Source organism: Streptococcus mitis (assembly GCF_047464035.1).
GTDB lineage: Bacteria > Bacillota > Bacilli > Lactobacillales > Streptococcaceae > Streptococcus > Streptococcus mitis_DX.
The window spans coordinates 1-15,632 of record NZ_JASHCQ010000033.1 but is presented as its reverse complement, the minus strand read 5'-3'; the positions used below and the strand labels follow the sequence as shown (position 1 = coordinate 15,632).

The 15,632-nt window shown below is 40.4% G+C and carries 19 protein-coding genes; 4 read left to right on the top strand and 15 right to left on the bottom strand.

Annotation, left to right across the window (positions count from 1 at the left end; translation table 11 throughout):
* Positions 1 to 147: 147 nt before the first annotated feature.
* From QM818_RS08395 to QM818_RS08380, 4 genes are all read right to left on the bottom strand, one after another.
* Positions 148 to 876, bottom strand: coding sequence for an ABC transporter permease (locus QM818_RS08395; RefSeq protein ID WP_033682222.1), 729 nt, complete (start codon positions 874 to 876; stop codon positions 148 to 150).
* Positions 873 to 1,622: an ABC transporter permease gene (locus QM818_RS08390; RefSeq protein WP_033682223.1), complete on the bottom strand. Its 750-nt coding sequence runs from the start codon at positions 1,620 to 1,622 to the stop codon at positions 873 to 875. Before QM818_RS08390 ends, QM818_RS08395 begins: the two co-directional genes overlap by 4 nt.
* 5 nt (positions 1,623 to 1,627) lie before the next feature.
* Positions 1,628 to 2,539, bottom strand: a complete 912-nt coding sequence (locus QM818_RS08385; RefSeq protein WP_080709545.1) for an ABC transporter ATP-binding protein — start codon at positions 2,537 to 2,539, stop codon at positions 1,628 to 1,630.
* A 153-nt stretch (positions 2,540 to 2,692) separates the two neighbouring features.
* On the bottom strand, positions 2,693 to 2,827 hold the full coding sequence (locus QM818_RS08380; RefSeq protein ID WP_033682224.1) for a type A2 lanthipeptide: 135 nt from the start codon (positions 2,825 to 2,827) through the stop codon (positions 2,693 to 2,695).
* A gap of 179 nt (positions 2,828 to 3,006) precedes the next feature.
* Between QM818_RS08380 and QM818_RS08375 the strand changes: the two genes are divergently transcribed.
* Both QM818_RS08375 and QM818_RS08370 read left to right on the top strand, forming a co-directional pair.
* Positions 3,007 to 3,705, top strand: a complete 699-nt coding sequence (locus tag QM818_RS08375; protein ID WP_033682226.1) for a response regulator transcription factor — start codon at positions 3,007 to 3,009, stop codon at positions 3,703 to 3,705.
* Positions 3,702 to 5,111, top strand: a complete 1,410-nt coding sequence (locus QM818_RS08370; RefSeq protein WP_033682229.1) for a sensor histidine kinase — start codon at positions 3,702 to 3,704, stop codon at positions 5,109 to 5,111. Before QM818_RS08375 ends, QM818_RS08370 begins: the two co-directional genes overlap by 4 nt.
* A 98-nt stretch (positions 5,112 to 5,209) precedes the next feature.
* On the opposite strand, the gene tnpA is transcribed toward QM818_RS08370, so the two are convergent.
* The 11 genes from tnpA to QM818_RS08315 form a co-directional block, all read right to left on the bottom strand.
* Positions 5,210 to 5,674: an IS200/IS605 family transposase gene (tnpA, locus tag QM818_RS08365; protein WP_033682231.1), complete on the bottom strand. Its 465-nt coding sequence runs from the start codon at positions 5,672 to 5,674 to the stop codon at positions 5,210 to 5,212.
* 175 nt (positions 5,675 to 5,849) lie between these two features.
* Positions 5,850 to 6,947 (bottom strand): nucleotidyltransferase, encoded by a 1,098-nt coding sequence (locus QM818_RS08360; RefSeq protein WP_084950883.1) that lies wholly within the window; start codon positions 6,945 to 6,947, stop codon positions 5,850 to 5,852.
* Positions 6,948 to 6,956: 9 nt separating this feature from the next.
* Positions 6,957 to 7,697 (bottom strand): class I SAM-dependent DNA methyltransferase, encoded by a 741-nt coding sequence (locus QM818_RS08355; RefSeq protein ID WP_279629985.1) that lies wholly within the window; start codon positions 7,695 to 7,697, stop codon positions 6,957 to 6,959.
* 108 nt (positions 7,698 to 7,805) lie between these two features.
* Positions 7,806 to 8,159 carry a ribosome silencing factor gene (rsfS, locus tag QM818_RS08350; RefSeq protein ID WP_084974231.1) on the bottom strand — a complete coding sequence of 118 codons (354 nt, stop codon included), beginning with the start codon at positions 8,157 to 8,159 and terminating at the stop codon, positions 7,806 to 7,808.
* Positions 8,160 to 8,753 carry a bis(5'-nucleosyl)-tetraphosphatase (symmetrical) YqeK gene (yqeK, locus tag QM818_RS08345; RefSeq protein ID WP_265473237.1) on the bottom strand — a complete coding sequence of 198 codons (594 nt, stop codon included), beginning with the start codon at positions 8,751 to 8,753 and terminating at the stop codon, positions 8,160 to 8,162.
* Positions 8,753 to 9,382 carry a nicotinate-nucleotide adenylyltransferase gene (locus QM818_RS08340; RefSeq protein ID WP_000963705.1) on the bottom strand — a complete coding sequence of 210 codons (630 nt, stop codon included), beginning with the start codon at positions 9,380 to 9,382 and terminating at the stop codon, positions 8,753 to 8,755. The genes yqeK and QM818_RS08340 overlap by 1 nt, the downstream gene beginning before the upstream one ends.
* Before the next feature lie 51 nt (positions 9,383 to 9,433).
* A complete protein-coding gene (yhbY, locus tag QM818_RS08335) occupies positions 9,434 to 9,745 on the bottom strand; it encodes a ribosome assembly RNA-binding protein YhbY (protein ID WP_000060169.1) in 312 nt (103 codons plus the stop codon).
* Positions 9,746 to 9,958: 213 nt separating this feature from the next.
* Positions 9,959 to 11,065 carry a ribosome biogenesis GTPase YqeH gene (yqeH, locus tag QM818_RS08330; protein ID WP_120718958.1) on the bottom strand — a complete coding sequence of 369 codons (1,107 nt, stop codon included), beginning with the start codon at positions 11,063 to 11,065 and terminating at the stop codon, positions 9,959 to 9,961.
* A gap of 2 nt (positions 11,066 to 11,067) precedes the next feature.
* A complete protein-coding gene (locus tag QM818_RS08325; RefSeq protein WP_265473238.1) occupies positions 11,068 to 11,595 on the bottom strand; it encodes a YqeG family HAD IIIA-type phosphatase in 528 nt (175 codons plus the stop codon).
* A gap of 16 nt (positions 11,596 to 11,611) precedes the next feature.
* Positions 11,612 to 12,517, bottom strand: coding sequence for a magnesium transporter CorA family protein (locus QM818_RS08320; protein ID WP_000242267.1), 906 nt, complete (start codon positions 12,515 to 12,517; stop codon positions 11,612 to 11,614).
* A gap of 57 nt (positions 12,518 to 12,574) precedes the next feature.
* Positions 12,575 to 13,135: a mechanosensitive ion channel family protein gene (locus QM818_RS08315; protein ID WP_045604804.1), complete on the bottom strand. Its 561-nt coding sequence runs from the start codon at positions 13,133 to 13,135 to the stop codon at positions 12,575 to 12,577.
* 151 nt (positions 13,136 to 13,286) lie between these two features.
* Here QM818_RS08315 and sstT point away from each other — a divergent pair, with 151 nt between their 5' ends.
* Together sstT and QM818_RS08305 are read left to right on the top strand one after the other, a co-directional pair.
* Positions 13,287 to 14,492, top strand: a complete 1,206-nt coding sequence (gene sstT / locus QM818_RS08310; protein WP_261080912.1) for a serine/threonine transporter SstT — start codon at positions 13,287 to 13,289, stop codon at positions 14,490 to 14,492.
* A gap of 66 nt (positions 14,493 to 14,558) precedes the next feature.
* Positions 14,559 to 15,524, top strand: coding sequence for an aromatic acid exporter family protein (locus tag QM818_RS08305; protein ID WP_414300155.1), 966 nt, complete (start codon positions 14,559 to 14,561; stop codon positions 15,522 to 15,524).
* Positions 15,525 to 15,632: the final 108 nt, after the last annotated feature.

Here is a 15,632-nt window from a genome sequence, read left to right as displayed (position 1 = left end):
TGAACACCTTTATTGTATCGCGTTCGGAGTTTTTTTGGTATAACCTTCGACGCGCACCCGCATAGCGGGTGGTTTTTTTGTCTCGCACCTAACGGAGCGAGACGGACTAATAGTCACATAATAAAAAGACTCCGAAGAGTCTTCTCATTACTTATGTAATTCTTTATTACTCAATGTATGAAAAATCCCCCACAGAAGAATATTTACAATGATAAACAGCAATATTTCCACTAAATTAAAGTCTATCAAATTCCGTGACCGCATTGCCACCATAGCTTGGGAGTAGGGATAGATTAAAGATAATTTATCTGATACAAAAAGCATCATAAATCCTACGAAAGTACCAATAGCACCAATTCCCACAGATTTACTGAAAACACGAGTTTTAGCTGTCACAAAAAACTGTACTGCCATCATACTAATTGTTCCAAAAATTCCCAATAAATCCCACTTGAGGTAGGTGAACAAATTAGAAATTTCTAAATGAGCTAGGTGAGCACTGACATAAAAAATACCAAACAAGAACAACTGTAAAACAGCAATAAAAAAGATAATTACTATTTCTTTTGCCAACAATAATTTCCCAAGACTAACATTATTAGCTCTGAGAAATTCAATATTTTTTCTATCAAACTCTTTTCCTAACATCATGGCTACATAAAGGCTGACTAAGATCGGAAAGAAAAGCTGGCTATAATAGAAGGTCAATTGTCCCCATAAAACAGGCACTTTTTCACTTTCTTCAACCATAGAATAAGCTGCACCAAAGTAAATCCCAAGACCAATCAGGCTACAAAAAGCTAAGAAGGAAATACCGATCATCAACATGGAAAATTTTTTAGTTTTCCGCCATTCTACTGATAGATAAGACATCATAGCTTGCCTCCTTTCTTTTCAACCAAATAGAGAGATATGAAGAGATAGATTAGGGCTATTGGCAAATATGTAAAGAGTTTAAATCCTAGTTTTGTCGCAAAAACATAACTCACTTGACTGGCGACTTGCTGGTAATCCACCAGAGACAGATATCCTATACCACCAAAAGGGAAAATCAGCTGTAGAAAAGCTGGTGCATGACCAAATCCAACACCAAGAAATCCTCCGAAAATCCCTAATGCCAGTATCAATGCCTGCTTCTTCAGTAAAAACTGCAAAGTCAAAAACAGACAGGTTAAGACAAAAGAGGCCAGCAAGAAAATGACGATTTGCCAGAGGATTAGGCTAACAGGCATTTCTAAACCTGATAAGATTGCAATCAACTGGACTACTACTCCCTCCAAAAAAGCGAGAAAGGTCAAAATGAACATGGTCAGTCCAAGCTTACTCAGAAAGATATGCCGTACATTTTCACCATTTGCCAAAAGCAGTTTGAAAGTGTTGCCCTCCTTCTCGTTTTTGACAATCCGCGATACAAAGAGAGAAATCACAATAGGGAGAATCAAGCCATTTACTTCTTTTATCATATAGAAAATTAGGCTAATCTGGTGCATGTCTGGATTACTTAGGTAGCGTGTAGCGGCTGCAATTGTCCAAGCAAATCCGACTCCCATAACTAGTATGCTAATGAGGAAGGATTTGGTTCGTTTTGCCTTGAGCAATTCAATAGACAAATTATTCAACATAAGACTCACTCCTTGGTTAAGTTGAGGAAGATAGATTCCAAGGTTTCTTGTTCTTGCTTCACTTCATAAATTGGAACTTTCTCGACTATTAAATCTCGTAACAAACTAGAAATCTGCTGATCGGCAAGGTTAGTCAGCTTGAGTTTATCCTCTTGTATCTCCAACATCTTGCACGGATAACCAAATAACACTTGGCTAATGGCTTCACGTCGACCTCTAAAATCCCCACGCACTTCCAGCCATTTATTGGACTGAATTTTACGAATTTCTCCCTCGTAAACCAGTTGACCATGATTGATAATCCCCACACGGTCAGCTATATGCTCTACTTCAGAAAGGATATGGGTAGAGATGAAGACAGTAATGCCCTGTTCTTTTGCCAACTTGATAATCAGTTCCCTAATTTCATGAATCCCTGCTGGGTCTAGCCCGTTTGTTGGCTCATCCAGTATCAACAAACGCGGTTTCTTGACTAAGGCAAAGGCTAAAGCCAAGCGCTGTTTCATACCCAGAGAATAATCTTTAACCAATTTTTTCTTGTTTTTAGGTTGATCTAACCCCACAATTTTCAAGGTTTCCTGAATATTTTTCTTATCAAATCCAAGTATTTTTTGGAAGACTAAGAGATTTTCATAGCCTGTCAAATTAGGATAATAAGACGGTTCTTCAATCATAGAGCCAATCTGATTAAGATACTGCTTGTCCGTACCTATAGATTGACCAAACACTTCAATCTCCCCAGCTGTACGAGAAATCAAAGACAAAATCATCTTCATGGTGGTTGTTTTCCCTGCTCCATTTGGACCTAGAAAACCATAAATCTCACCTTGTTGAACTGATAAGGAACTAAGGTTAACTACCTGAGTGTCCTCAAATCCCTTTTGTAAGTTTTTTATCTGTAAAACATTACTAATCATTATGAACTTCCTCCTTTAAACCAAATAATTTTCTATAATTTTGATTCCTATAAATCAAATTATCATGAGTATCTTTGATAACATCTCCACTACTCTTATCAACAAAAATGATAGAATCAACATAATTTACAATATCTAATTGGTGACTCACTATTACCATTGTTTTGTCTGAATAAAATGAATTATTACACTACAAGCACCAAGAACGTTATCAAGTTCTTCAAGAGTTAATTCTTGAAGAGAATTCATTACTTCAATCTCAACGAGATTCTTTTGTTGTTTAGCCATTTGGAAATACCTCACTGATTAAAATTTATTTGAGAAGTATCTCTATCTAGGTTATATCTTTATTATAGACATGCTAGATTAATTTTAAACTAAGCTAACCTTAATTTTACATTAAGATTAAAGTATCTTGCTTTTTTCACTCTTTTAAATGGTATAATATAGATAAGCGAGGTAAGATTATGAATTTCGAACAACAGCTCCTGAATAAGCACATCCTTATCATTGATGACGATAAAATTTTAAACTCTTCCATAAGAGATATTCTCACTGCCTACGGATTTTCCAATCTAACATCAGCCTATGATATAGAATCTAGTTTGGACATGATTGAAACAGAGCAGTTCGACCTTTTCCTTTTGGACATTATGCTCCCCGATGGTGATGGCTATACATTAGCAAAACATATCCGAAAAAAAGGCGATACTCCTATCCTCTTTCTGACTGCCAAAAATAATCCTGAAGATGAGGTAGCTGGTTTCAATGCTGGTGGTGATGATTATGTCGTAAAACCCTTCATTCCAAAAAATCTTATCTATCGTATTATGGCTCTGCTCAGGAGAAGCTATAAATCAGAACAGGAAGCAATACAGATTGGACAGACTTTGGTGAGTTTTCGGAATGCAACAGTACAAAAGAATGGAGCAGAAATTTCTATTACACCAATTGAAATTAAGATTTTAAAAAAACTTTACGATAATAAAAATTACATCGTTTCAACTGAATCTCTCTGTGATACGATTTGGGGAGTGGATAGCTTTGGTTATGAAAACTCTTTGACTGTACATATTCGGAAAATTCGGGAAAAAATAGAAGAAAATCCTTCAAAACCTCAATATTTAAAGACAGCTAAAGGGCTGGGATATAAATTGTTATCATGATTATGAACCAAACCAAAATTTTAAGGTATTCACTAAAGAAATTTATCTTTTTTTCCATCATTATCTTTATTACCAATATTATTCTAATTGCCAGTTTTGTTTTCTACATTAGAGAAAAGCAAACTGCTACCGAGACTGTAAAAATAATTTCTGAACACATTACCATCACAAAAAACAACGTCCACATACCTAAAAATGATATTTCTAGTCTAAAAGAACAAAAGTTATGGCTCATGGTATTGGATAAGCAGACTGGAAAACAAGTGTACGAACAGTATAAACCTAAAGAAGTTCCTTCGCAATTTGACTATGGGGACATTTTACAGTTTTCTCGCTATTATCTTTCAGATTATCCTGTTTTTAGTCAGATAAAAGGTGGCTACATCATTGTTGTTGGTTTTCCAAAAGATAAAATTGCTCGTTATAGTTATAATTACTTAGATATAGATAGTATTCGCCTAATTCCACTAGTAGCATTTGGAGTATTGCTTTTCAACTGCCTTTATTTCGCTTTTCTTTACTACTATGGTGTGACGCATATCAATCGTAAAATTGCGCCTCTTGTAACTGCTATTCAGAATCTCCCAGATGGTTTGAAAAATCCAATAAATTCTATATCAGAACTAGAATATCTTACAACTGCAATCAATCAAACCGATACTCTACTCAAAGAGAATGAAGTCTTTAAAGAGCAATGGATTTCAGGAATTGCACACGATATCAAAACACCTCTTTCTGTCATCATTTCTAACGCTTCCTTGTTAAATGATTCTGAACTAGATACACAGTCTAAAAAACATATTCGCCCAATATTGACAGAATCCTATTACATCCAAAATATTTTAAATGACTTAAATATAGTAGCTCGCCTTTCATCCGGTCATCTTCAATTAAATCAGACTGAAACAAAAATTATCCCCTTCTTCAAAGACATTCTCATCCATATTTTAAATCAAGAAATCTGGAATGATTTTGAATTTGAATTTGATTACGATTATTCACTTGTTAATCAATCTATCATGATTGAGCAGTTTTTAATCACAAGAGTTATCCATAATATCATCTACAACTCTGTTTTGCATAACGAAAAGGGTTGCACAATAAGAATCAACTTATTCAAAAAAGATACAAATGTAATTGTCGAAATCAAAGATAATGGACAGGGAGCTTCACCAGAAAAAATTGCTGAACTTAATGAATTATCTTTTAAAAACATTGATATTTCTAAAATTAGAACGACTGGAATTGGGCTAAAAATTTCAAAACAAATTGTTGATTTGCATCAGGGCTCTATTTCGTTTGCTAGTGTTCAAAATGAATTCTTTGAAAGTATCATTTCACTTCCGATCTTCAACATTACCAATCATGACCACCCGTCAAACGGGTGGTTTGTCCCAGGGCTATAAGTCCAAATTACCAGCCAGCGCCTAAAGACGCTGGCTTTCACTTTGTTCAAGCCTTATTGCTCTTGACTCGTCACTTTCCTCTCAAAGAGGCTTTAGTATTACTTACCACTATCCCTAAAGGGATCCTCATATTCTTTTACACTTAATTTATCTAGTGCTATATCATGCTTTTCCTGTTCTTGAATATATTTCTTAATTGTGGCTTCATTAAGCCCTACTGTACTTACATAATAACCTTCCGCCCAGAAATGTCGATTCCCAAACTTGTACTTGAGGTTGGCGTGTTTGTCAAACATCATGAGTGCACTTTTACCTTTTAAATAACCCCTGAAACTTGAAACACTTATCCTCGGTGGAATACTTACTAACATGTGTACATGGTCTGGCATTAAGTGACCCTCGATAATTTCAAATCCTTTATAACTACACAAACGATGAAATATTTCGCCTAAACTACTTCGATATTGATTATAGATGACTTTTCGTCTATACTTAGGGGTGAACACAATGTGATACTTACAGTGCCACTTTGTGTGCGATAAACTATGAGCCTTTTGTGCCATATTTTTCTCCTTTCGCTTTACAATTGGTTTGAACACCTTTATTGTATCGCGTTTGGAGTTTTTGGGGTATAACCTTCGACGCACACCCACATAGCGGGTGTTTTTTTTGTCTCGCACCTAGCGGAGCGAGACGGACTAATAGTCACATAATAAAAAAGCCTACCTTTCAGTAGACTTAGTTTGTTTCTATTCTAATCGGCACTCTGCCAAAATTCTGCTCTGCTATACTTGGATTTCCAAGTTGATAAATCTGGTCTGCCTTTTGGGTCATAGCATCCCAAGGTACTTTGCCAATTCGGTTGACTAGATTGACCTGACCTTTCAGAGATTTAAGATGCTGTCTGCCTTTTTCGGTAAATCCAAGGACATGAATGGCTTCTGGTAAGTCACTTTCTCTGGCCTGCACCAAGATATAAGTCAAGAGGCGTCTGACACGCGCCTTGGTATAGCGTTTGGTCGCAACCGCCTCGACTAAATCTTCCACAGATTGGGCTGTTTTAATAGCTTCCTTAATGCGCACTGCCATTTCTTGATTGACCTGATAGATGGTGGTTAGGTCGGGATTTGACAAGATTTGATAGCGGAGCAAAGGAAAATAGTCATCCCAACTTACCTTACTGGCCTGCTCAAAAAGGGTAACAGAAGGCATAAAACGTTCTAAGAAATCTTTGTCCCTCTGGTGCTGACGGAGAGCTGTCGCCGAGGCAAAGTCCACATCCTTATCCACAGAATGGTAACCAGCGCCCTGCCGATTAATCGGATGCAGCCTGATGTTTCGTCCTGCAACTGCCTTGGCATAAGCAAGAGCAAGAACATGATTGGGAGTATTGCCAGAAAAATCAAGACCTGCAAATTCCTTCCACATAGCTTGGGTTTTCTGTGGATAGGAAAGAGAATCAGGCAAATTTTCCACAAATTTCTCCATCTCAGCACCTTTCTCTGTGTATAAGTCAGCGATTTTCTGGTAATCTAGAACTTCCTCCGTCCCAAAAGATAGAGTATCAATGCCCAAACGAGCCAAGATATCCACAGCCCCTTGGCCGAAGAAATCCGCCGCCTGAACACTGACTAAAAATGGCAATTCCACTACCAAGTCTGCGCCATTTTCCAGCGCCATCTGGGCCCGAGTCCACTTGTCTACGATAGAAGGCTCTCCACGTTGCGTGAAATTTCCAGACATGGCTACGATTTTCAGCCCCTCTGCCTGATCCAGCAGGTATTTATGGCCATTATGAAAAGGATTAAACTCCGCTATGATACCTGTGATGGTCATGATAATCTCCTACTTCTGTGCCACAAAAAACCAACGGGTGCTGGTTTCTGTTGGCTCCTTGTCCTCAAAGTCTGCATAGAGTTTGAAAGACTTAAATCCAGCCTGTTCCAGCAAAATATCATAGGTCAGAACCTCATAAGTCCGCTCCTCATGCACTTCATCGTGGCGACTAAAGGAACCGTCAGACTCCTTGATAAAGAAAGTCAACTCATGCACGATGGAGTGAGGTGCCGCATCCTCATAAGTATCCCAGAGCATTGCAAAATCTTCTGCATTTTCATGATAGGAATAGCCTGGAAAAACTTCATCTGTCTGATAGGTCGAATGTACGTCAAAGATAAAGACTCCGTCTTCGTTGAGAGCATTATAGACTTCCTTAAAGACATCTCCCACTTCCACCTCATCCTGCATGTAGCAGATTGAGTCCGAGTAACACGTGACAAAGTCGTATTGACCTGCCTTAGACAAATCCAGCATATTGCCTTCCATAAAATCAATCTTTTGTTTGGCTGAAGAAGCTCTCTTCTCGGCAATCTTCAACATATCAGCACTCAAGTCCAGGCCAGTCACATCAAAACCAGCTTGAGAAAAGCGAACAGACTGGATACCTGTCCCACAAGCCAATTCCAAGAGTTTCTTTCTCTCCTTAGTTTTTGGCAAGTGACGCAGAGAAAAATCCGTCCATTTGTCGTATAAACTGTCATCCATAACCGCATCATAGACCGCCGCAAAAGTTTCATAAGTTGCCATAATCATGATACAAAGAGCTCTATGGTAACACCACTAGCCCTCACCTTTCTATCCATTTTCTTCTAAAATAAGCAAAGAAACCCAGTTGACTACAACTGAGTTTATCTCCTATGCTAAGGCTTCTGAAATATCTACTGAATCCGCCTCATGCCAGAGTTTTTCTAGGTTATAGTGGGCACGCATTTCTTCTGAGAAGATATGCACAACAACCCCACCGAGGTCTAACAAGACCCAGCCTCCAGCTGCATCGCCTTCGACATGGCTTCCTTTAAAACCTGCTTCCGCTACTTTTTCACGGATGTTATCAGCGATAGCGTCCAACTGACGGCTATTCATTGAGCTAGTAATAACAAAGTAGTCAGTCACGCTGGTCAAATCTTGTACATCAAGTGCGAGGATATCCTCCGCACGTTTCTCATCAGCCGCTTTCACGACTAGTTCTAGTAATTCTTTTTCGTTCATTTAGTCCTCTTTCAAATAGTGCACAAAGGCGTTATAGGTTTCAATGGTCTGGGGATAGATAGGGAATCCCTGATGAGCTAGATGCTCCACGGTACGAGCTGTTTCGTAGGCCACCGCCTTATTGAGCGATAGACTTGCAATCTCACGCGCCACATTTACTCCAGGAAAGGCTCGATTGTGCTCGATATAGTCTGCGACATAGATGACCTTATCAAGATCTGTCATCTGATCCGCCCCAACTGTATGGATTTCAATGGCTCGCAGAATTTCTGAATCATGCAAATCCAAATCTTCTTGAATCTTGTAAATCCCAACCATACCATGCCATACATTATTACCCCAGTTTTTGAGGTCAGGGTCTAGCTGATATCGGTCAATCAAGTCTAGAAATTCCTGATTTGACAGCTTTTTAGCATAGTCATGAAGAAGGCCGGCTAGTCCTGCTTTCTCAGTATCGACCCCAAATCGCTGAGCCAGTTCTATGGCTGCACGCTCCACACCCAAGCAATGGGTTAAGCGTTTTTCAGGCAGAAGCTCTGCCATTTTTTCCAACAAAGCCTCACGGGAGCAGTTGATATAGTCTTGATAGGCCATCAGTAAAGCCCCTCCTTCTCGATGTAGTCTAGCACAGGCTGAGGCAGGAGAAAATTGGGTTTCCGACCTTGGGCAAGGAAGTCACGCACCATGCTGGACGAGATATCCATGAGAGGCACATCCACCCAGATAACTGGGTAAGAAGTCCCAGCCTTGTAGCGTGGGCGCTGAACTCCCACAAACTGAACCATATCTACCAGTTCATCAATTCGGTACCACTTAGGCAGATAGTCCACCATATCGGCACCGATGATAAAGTAATAATCCGTATCTGGATTCTTCTCTGTTAAAATCTTCATGGTGTCGTAGGTGTAGGAAATTCCCTTGCGCTCCAACTCAATAGTTTCAATGGCCAGACCTTCAATCCCCTCAATCGCCAACTCAAGCATCTTGAGACGATGGTGTTCAGGGATGGTTTCCTTTTTATCTACATGAGGAGGTTGGTATTCAGGCATGAGCAGAACCTGGTCCAGCCCCAACTGTTGTCTTACTTGATCCGCAACAATCAGATGGGCATTGTGAACAGGGTTAAAATTCCCCCCTAAAATCCCGACTTGTTTACGTTTTTTCTCCTTGATTTCTGGCTCCAACTCTACCTTGGTAAAGGGAGTCAATAGTTCGATTGCCATAGGCTAGTCTCCTTTATTTCTCTGTAAAAACAGTTATTTGGAGTAGATTTCCTAGATTTCTTTGACTTTTTTAGAAATCTTGCGATTTTCTTTCTTGCTGGATTGTTTAAACAAAATCAAGATGCGTCCGATTTTTTGGACTGTATCCACACCGATTTCTTCTTCCAAAATTTCAGCTACTTCGTGGATATTTTCATCTGTGTTTTGCAAAAGAGTAACCTTGATCAATTCGCGTGCATCAAGAGCTTGGCGAACGCTGGTTTTAATTTGGTCGTTGAGACCATTTTTCCCGATTTGGATGATGGGTTTTAGTGTGTGTGCCTGACTGTTGAGGAAGGCACGTTGTTTTGATGTTAATGACATAATTTCTTTAAAAGAGTTTCTTTTTATACTTTTCTAAAGTGGTGGCGGACGTCAGCAAAGTCCTTCGGACTTTCATGACTAAAATTTGAGTCTATGGTCTCAAATTTTCCGCAGTTGGTACAATCACTTGTACCAACTGACACCACGGCGAAAAGTATTCTCTACGGGCTCGCAACGCTCGCCTTAATAAAGACAACCCTTTCCTTTCTGTGTTTAAATAATTGCTTTTCGTGTGACGACGGCGACGCCTTCTGGTGCCCAGACGGCGACTTTGGCTGTTCCTGTTACGCGGATCCAGCCTAGTCCTGAGATGACTAGGTCGGTCTTGTCCTTGATGGTAAATACATGTTGGACTAGTTTTGGGAAATCTTCTTTTTCCTTGCTATTTGGTGGTGTCAGAAGGGTTCCTACATGCTTGTCATAGAAAGCACTAGCTCCTTCTAGCTTGGTTCGGTGGAGTTTGAGTTCATTGTCAAAGAAAGCTGTAAATCCTTGCTTTTCACCTGCAATGAAGTCAAAGCGTCCGAGACCCCCTAGAAACAGGGTTTGTTCAGGATTGAGCTGATAGGTTTTAGGCTTGATTTCCTTTTTAGGGCTGACATACTTAAGGTTTTTAGCAGTCAAATAATGGGCCATCTGATGACGGTGGATGATCCCCGGCGTATCGTAGATATAAGAACCGTCGTCAAGCGGAATCTCAATTTTGTCCAAGGTTGTCCCTGGGAAGCGCGAAGTCGTGATGACATTCTGATCACCCGTGATTTCTTGAATGATGGCATTGATGAGGGTTGATTTTCCAACGTTTGTCACGCCAACAACATAGACATCACGGCCCTTACGGTAGTGTTCGATTTTGTCAATGACTTCCTTAATAGCATGTTTATTTTGTGCTGAAGTTAGAACGACATCGACTGGACGAAGACCTTCTTCGTGGGCACGTTCCATGAGCCACTGGCTAATCTTGCCCGGTTTAACAGACTTGGGTAGAATATCTTTTTTATTTCCCACTAAGAGGACATCATTACCCGATACAAAACGTGGTAAGCCTGGGATGACAGAGCCATTAAAGTCAAAGATATCAATGACATTGACCACCAAGGCATCACTGTCTCCCACCTCGTGCAAGAGCTTGAGGAAATCATCGTCCGTCAACTTGACATCCGTGATTTCATTGTAGTGGCGGAGACGGAAACAGCGTTGGCAATAGACTTCGCCAGTCTCCAAACCTTTTTCGAGTGCCGACTGGGGAGTAAATCCAAGACCAGCCTTGTCTGTCGTCTGAATGGTTGCTCCACAACCAATACAGAGAATTTCTTCCATAATTAAATTCCTTTTTTATATGTAATCGGTCCGTACTTTTCAGTGATTTTTCGCATGACACGACGCTCACGAGCTCGATTAATCTGCGTTTTGATTGAGTCATGTTGGACCAAGGGGTTGACTAAAATCGAGCGAATGCCTGCACGGTGGGCTGCTCGAATATCGGTCATGAGCTGGTCGCCAACCATGACTACTTCACTTTTCTCATAGTGAAATTCCTTCATGGCACGGTCAATCCCAAATGTGAAGGGTTTCAGAGCCCAATAAACGTAGTCAATCCCAAATTTCTCAACTGCTCGTTGGACGCGTTTTTTAGTGTTATTTGATACCACAATGATGCGAATGCCCGCGTCCCGAAGATCATGTAGCCATTGCTTCATCTCTGGCGTCCCGTCAGGGTTGTTCCAAGCAATGAGGGTATTGTCCAAATCGACCAAAACAGCCTTGATTCCCTGCGCCTGCAGGCTTGGGACTGTCAGATCATAGACTGCTTCCACAGCAAAGTCTGGCATGTAGTTTTCAATCACCATTTTGGCTCCTTTTCTTTTATTTTCTAGTAATTTTCTTCAGCCATTGAGATAAGGCCACCCATAAAATCAAGCTAGTCATTAAGATATAAATCCAAGCATTTGGCTCTTCTGTAAATGGTAGAGGAACATTCATTCCGAAGAAACCTGTAATAACCGCAAGTACTGCTAGTAAGACGGAGATAATAGTCAAAATTGACAAACTATCATTCAAGTTATTGTTTAGGATGTTGTTGTAAGAAGCTGAGAGTTGTTGCAAGACTTGAGAAATCAAGTCTGTCATAGACACCAACTGATGGGCTTCAATCATGGCATCATCAAACTGCTCTCGTTCGACATCATTAAATCTCCGATAAAGAGCATGGCCCTGGATATGTTCCAAGAGGAGTCGATTTTGTTTTGCTGCTGCTGTCAAGTAAACCATACCAGTCTCCAAGTCAGAGAGGGCGAAGAGATTTTTCTTTGTTGTAGTTTGACGTAGCAAGGCACTAATTTCGTCCTTACTTTTATCCATCTCTTCAATGACAGGATAATAAGCGTTACTGATAATCTCTAAACCAGCAAAGAGAAACTTGTAAATAGAAAGCGACTCATGGCTATCCAGATAAGCTGACATCTGATCAATGACATAAGCATTCTTATGGTTGCTGATGGTAATCATTCGTTGTCTTTCGACGATAAAGGTCATGGGAATCGCTTCATAATATTCTTTGTCTTTTTCTAAATCAAGAACATTATAAATAAAGGTTACCGTCTCCGTTTCACGGTTATAATCCATATGAGCTCGTTCATTTCTATCCAGAGCATACTCAATGGTTTCCTTGTCCAATCCATAGATGTCAGAAAGATCTTCCATATTTTTAATCTTATCCACATCAAGGTCTATCCAGGTACAACCATTGCCCAACTGCTTTTCTAAAACCATCTTTTCTCCTTTATTAAACTCTTTCTATTGTACCACAAATTACTTAAAATAACAGGTCTAGTCTGTGCGTGAGAAATTGCTGACGACGGTGATATTCCGATTGGGAACGAAGTGCAGAACCTGATCTTCTCCTCTGAGTTGCGTTGTTCGAATGCCGACACTGACAACCTTGCCCGATACGGTAATAGGACCATTTGTCAAAACGACCTCATCTCCCACATCCAGTTGACGTTCAAAGAGGATGAAAAAGCCATTGATGACATCAGACAGAAAGCCTTGGGCTCCCATACCAATAGCTACCCCAGCAATCCCAGCACCTGCCAGCAAACTAGAGACTGGCAAGCCCAAAATAGACAAGATACAGTAAAGTAAAAAGAAATAGAGGGTATAATTAAACACATTCTCTAATAAACGTGAGATGGTTTTCTGACGCCCGACATCGTGGCGAGACATTTTTAAAGAAGGTTTAACAATTCTCTGCACCATGGTATGAAGTAGTTTCTTAGCTATATAGAATAGCAAAAATAGAAATAACAGAGAAATTAACTTGGTTAAGATATTCTCAATAATCGTTGTTATATCAAGCTTATTGAGATAGGTTTGAAAAAATTCTTGCATAGAAAACTCCTTTCATTTATTATACCATACTTTCACAAGTGATGAATCTCCATAAATATTCAAAAATAATAGCCAAAATAGACAGAAAATTCTTGATTTTAGCTCATATTTATACTATAATCATAAACATTACACAACAAAGGAGATTGTTATGAAAAAAATCATTCATGCTTGGAATAAGGCAAGCCTGATCAAACGCATTTTGATTGGTATGCTTTGTGGAGGTATCCTAGGACTGACACTTCCTAACATTTCAGGAATTGGCCTGCTCGGAGATCTCTTTGTTGGTGGCCTCAAAGCCATCGCACCGATTTTAGTCTTTGCCCTCGTTGCCAATGCCCTTTCCCAACATAAAAAGGGGCAAGATAGCAACATGAAAACGGTTATCTTCCTTTACTTGGTAGGGACCTTTGCAGCGGCACTTGTTGCTGTCCTAGCAAGCTTTATTGTTCCTGTTGAAATTACCTTAAATAGTGCCAATACAGAAATCGCACCACCAGATGGGATTGGTCAGGTCCTCAGCAACCTCTTGCTCAAACTAGTCGATAATCCAGTCAATGCCCTTGTCACTGCCAACTACATCGGTATCCTATCTTGGGCAGTGATTTTCGGGATTGCTATGAGAGAAGCCAGCAAAAATAGTAAAGAATTATTGAATACCATAGCTGATGTGACTTCTAAAATTGTCGAATGGATCATCAACCTAGCACCATTTGGTATCCTTGGTCTTGTCTTCAAAACCATCTCTGATAAGGGAATCGGCAGTCTAGCCAACTACGGAATCTTGCTTGCCCTCTTGGTGACAACTATGTTCTTTGTGGCCCTAGTAGTCAATCCATTGATTGCCTTCCTCTTTATGAAGAGAAATCCTTATCCCCTCGTTTGGAAATGTTTGCGTGTCAGCGGTGTGACAGCCTTCTTCACTCGTAGCTCTGCGGCTAACATCCCTGTCAACATGAAACTTTGCCATGACCTTGGACTAGATCCAGATACCTATTCGGTTTCTATCCCACTTGGTTCTACTATCAACATGGCCGGAGCAGCGATTACCATTAACGTTTTGACCCTTGCTGCAGTAAATACTCTTGGAATCCCTGTTGACTTTGCAACAGCCTTTGTCCTCAGTGTGGTAGCAGCTATCTCAGCCTGTGGTGCTTCTGGTATTGCGGGAGGTTCCCTCCTTCTTATCCCAGTTGCTTGTAGCCTTTTCGGTATTTCTAACGATATTGCCATGCAAGTTGTCGGTGTTGGATTTGTCATTGGGGTCATCCAGGACTCATGCGAAACAGCCCTCAACTCTTCTACAGATGTCCTCTTTACTGCTGTTGCCGAATACGCAGCAGCCCGTAAGAAATAACTCATCAAGGCAAGCCTGCTCAGGTCTTGTCTTTTCCGCTTTTATCTAACTTACTAGGAAATCCTTATGTCTATTAGCCAACGTACGACCAAGCTCATCTTAGCTACCTGTCTTGCCTGCCTTCTTGCTTACTTTCTCAATCTCTCCTCAGCTGTCTCGGCTGGAATAATCGCCCTCTTGAGCCTATCCGATACCCGTAGAAGTACCTTAAAACTGGCCCGAAATCGCCTCTTTTCCATGCTTCTAGCTTTGGTTATCGGAGTTCTGGCTTTTCACTTGAGCGGATTTCATATCTGGAGCCTTGGCCTCTATCTAGCCCTCTATGTGCCTCTAGCCTACAAGATGGGATGGGAAATTGGCATCACACCAAGCACTGTTTTGGTTAGCCACCTCTTGGTACAAGAGACAACCTCTCCAGACCTTCTAGTCAACGAATTCCTTCTCTTTGCAATCGGTACAGGATTTGCCTTACTTGTCAATCTCTACATGCCTTCACGAGAAGAGGAAATTCATCATTACCACACATTGGTAGAAGAAAAGTTAAAAGATATCCTCCAGCGCTTCAAATATTATTTATCCAGAGGGGATGGACGCAACCGAGCACAACTGGTTGAAGAATTGGACACCCTTTTGGAAGAAGCCCTCAGACTGGTCTATCTAGATCACTCTGACCACCTCTTTCACCAGACCGACTACCATATCCACTATTTTGAAATGAGACAGCGACAAAGTCGTATCCTGCGAAACATGGCCCAGCAAATCAACACCTGTCACCTAGCTGCCAGTGAGAGTCTGATTTTGGCCCAGCTCTTTTCAAAAATTGCTGGTCAACTGAGCCAGACCAATCCTGCTTCTGATTTGCTAGATGAAATTGAACGTTATCTGAAAGTCTTCCGTAATCGCAGTTTGCCCAAGACAAGAGAAGAATTTGAAACCCGTGCCACACTTCTTCAACTCCTACGTGAAGCCAAAACCTTCATCCAAGTAAAAGTTGATTTTTATAAAAAATATGGGGCTCTTTGTCAACTGTAGTGGGTTGATGAAAAGCTAAGCTCGAGAAAGGACAAATTTCGTCCTTTCTTTTTTGATGTTCAGAGAGATAAAAATCCTTTTTTTGAAGTTTTCAAAGTTCCGAAATCC

Bases quoted from the DNA above. Each gene is read 5' to 3' on its own strand.
- QM818_RS08325 (WP_265473238.1), bottom strand. From the start codon at position 11,595: ATGGTGATTGAAAACTACATGCCAGACTTTGCTGTGGAAGCAGTCTAT.
- tnpA (WP_033682231.1), bottom strand. From the start codon at position 5,674: ATGGCACAAAAGGCTCATAGTTTATCGCACACAAAGTGGCACTGTAAG.
- QM818_RS08320 (WP_000242267.1), bottom strand. From the start codon at position 12,517: ATGGTTTTAGAAAAGCAGTTGGGCAATGGTTGTACCTGGATAGACCTT.
- QM818_RS08390 (WP_033682223.1), bottom strand. From the start codon at position 1,622: ATGTTGAATAATTTGTCTATTGAATTGCTCAAGGCAAAACGAACCAAA.
- rsfS (WP_084974231.1), bottom strand. From the start codon at position 8,159: ATGAACGAAAAAGAATTACTAGAACTAGTCGTGAAAGCGGCTGATGAG.
- QM818_RS08370 (WP_033682229.1), top strand. From the start codon at position 3,702: ATGATTATGAACCAAACCAAAATTTTAAGGTATTCACTAAAGAAATTT.
- QM818_RS08385 (WP_080709545.1), bottom strand. From the start codon at position 2,539: ATGATTAGTAATGTTTTACAGATAAAAAACTTACAAAAGGGATTTGAG.
- yhbY (WP_000060169.1), bottom strand. From the start codon at position 9,745: ATGTCATTAACATCAAAACAACGTGCCTTCCTCAACAGTCAGGCACAC.
- QM818_RS08355 (WP_279629985.1), bottom strand. From the start codon at position 7,697: ATGGCAACTTATGAAACTTTTGCGGCGGTCTATGATGCGGTTATGGAT.
- QM818_RS08305 (WP_414300155.1), top strand. From the start codon at position 14,559: ATGTCTATTAGCCAACGTACGACCAAGCTCATCTTAGCTACCTGTCTT.
- QM818_RS08375 (WP_033682226.1), top strand. From the start codon at position 3,007: ATGAATTTCGAACAACAGCTCCTGAATAAGCACATCCTTATCATTGAT.
- QM818_RS08340 (WP_000963705.1), bottom strand. From the start codon at position 9,382: ATGGCAATCGAACTATTGACTCCCTTTACCAAGGTAGAGTTGGAGCCA.
- QM818_RS08360 (WP_084950883.1), bottom strand. From the start codon at position 6,947: ATGACCATCACAGGTATCATAGCGGAGTTTAATCCTTTTCATAATGGC.
- QM818_RS08395 (WP_033682222.1), bottom strand. From the start codon at position 876: ATGATGTCTTATCTATCAGTAGAATGGCGGAAAACTAAAAAATTTTCC.
- sstT (WP_261080912.1), top strand. From the start codon at position 13,287: ATGAAAAAAATCATTCATGCTTGGAATAAGGCAAGCCTGATCAAACGC.
- QM818_RS08315 (WP_045604804.1), bottom strand. From the start codon at position 13,135: ATGCAAGAATTTTTTCAAACCTATCTCAATAAGCTTGATATAACAACG.
- QM818_RS08380 (WP_033682224.1), bottom strand. From the start codon at position 2,827: ATGGCTAAACAACAAAAGAATCTCGTTGAGATTGAAGTAATGAATTCT.
- yqeH (WP_120718958.1), bottom strand. From the start codon at position 11,065: ATGGAAGAAATTCTCTGTATTGGTTGTGGAGCAACCATTCAGACGACA.
- yqeK (WP_265473237.1), bottom strand. From the start codon at position 8,753: ATGGCCTATCAAGACTATATCAACTGCTCCCGTGAGGCTTTGTTGGAA.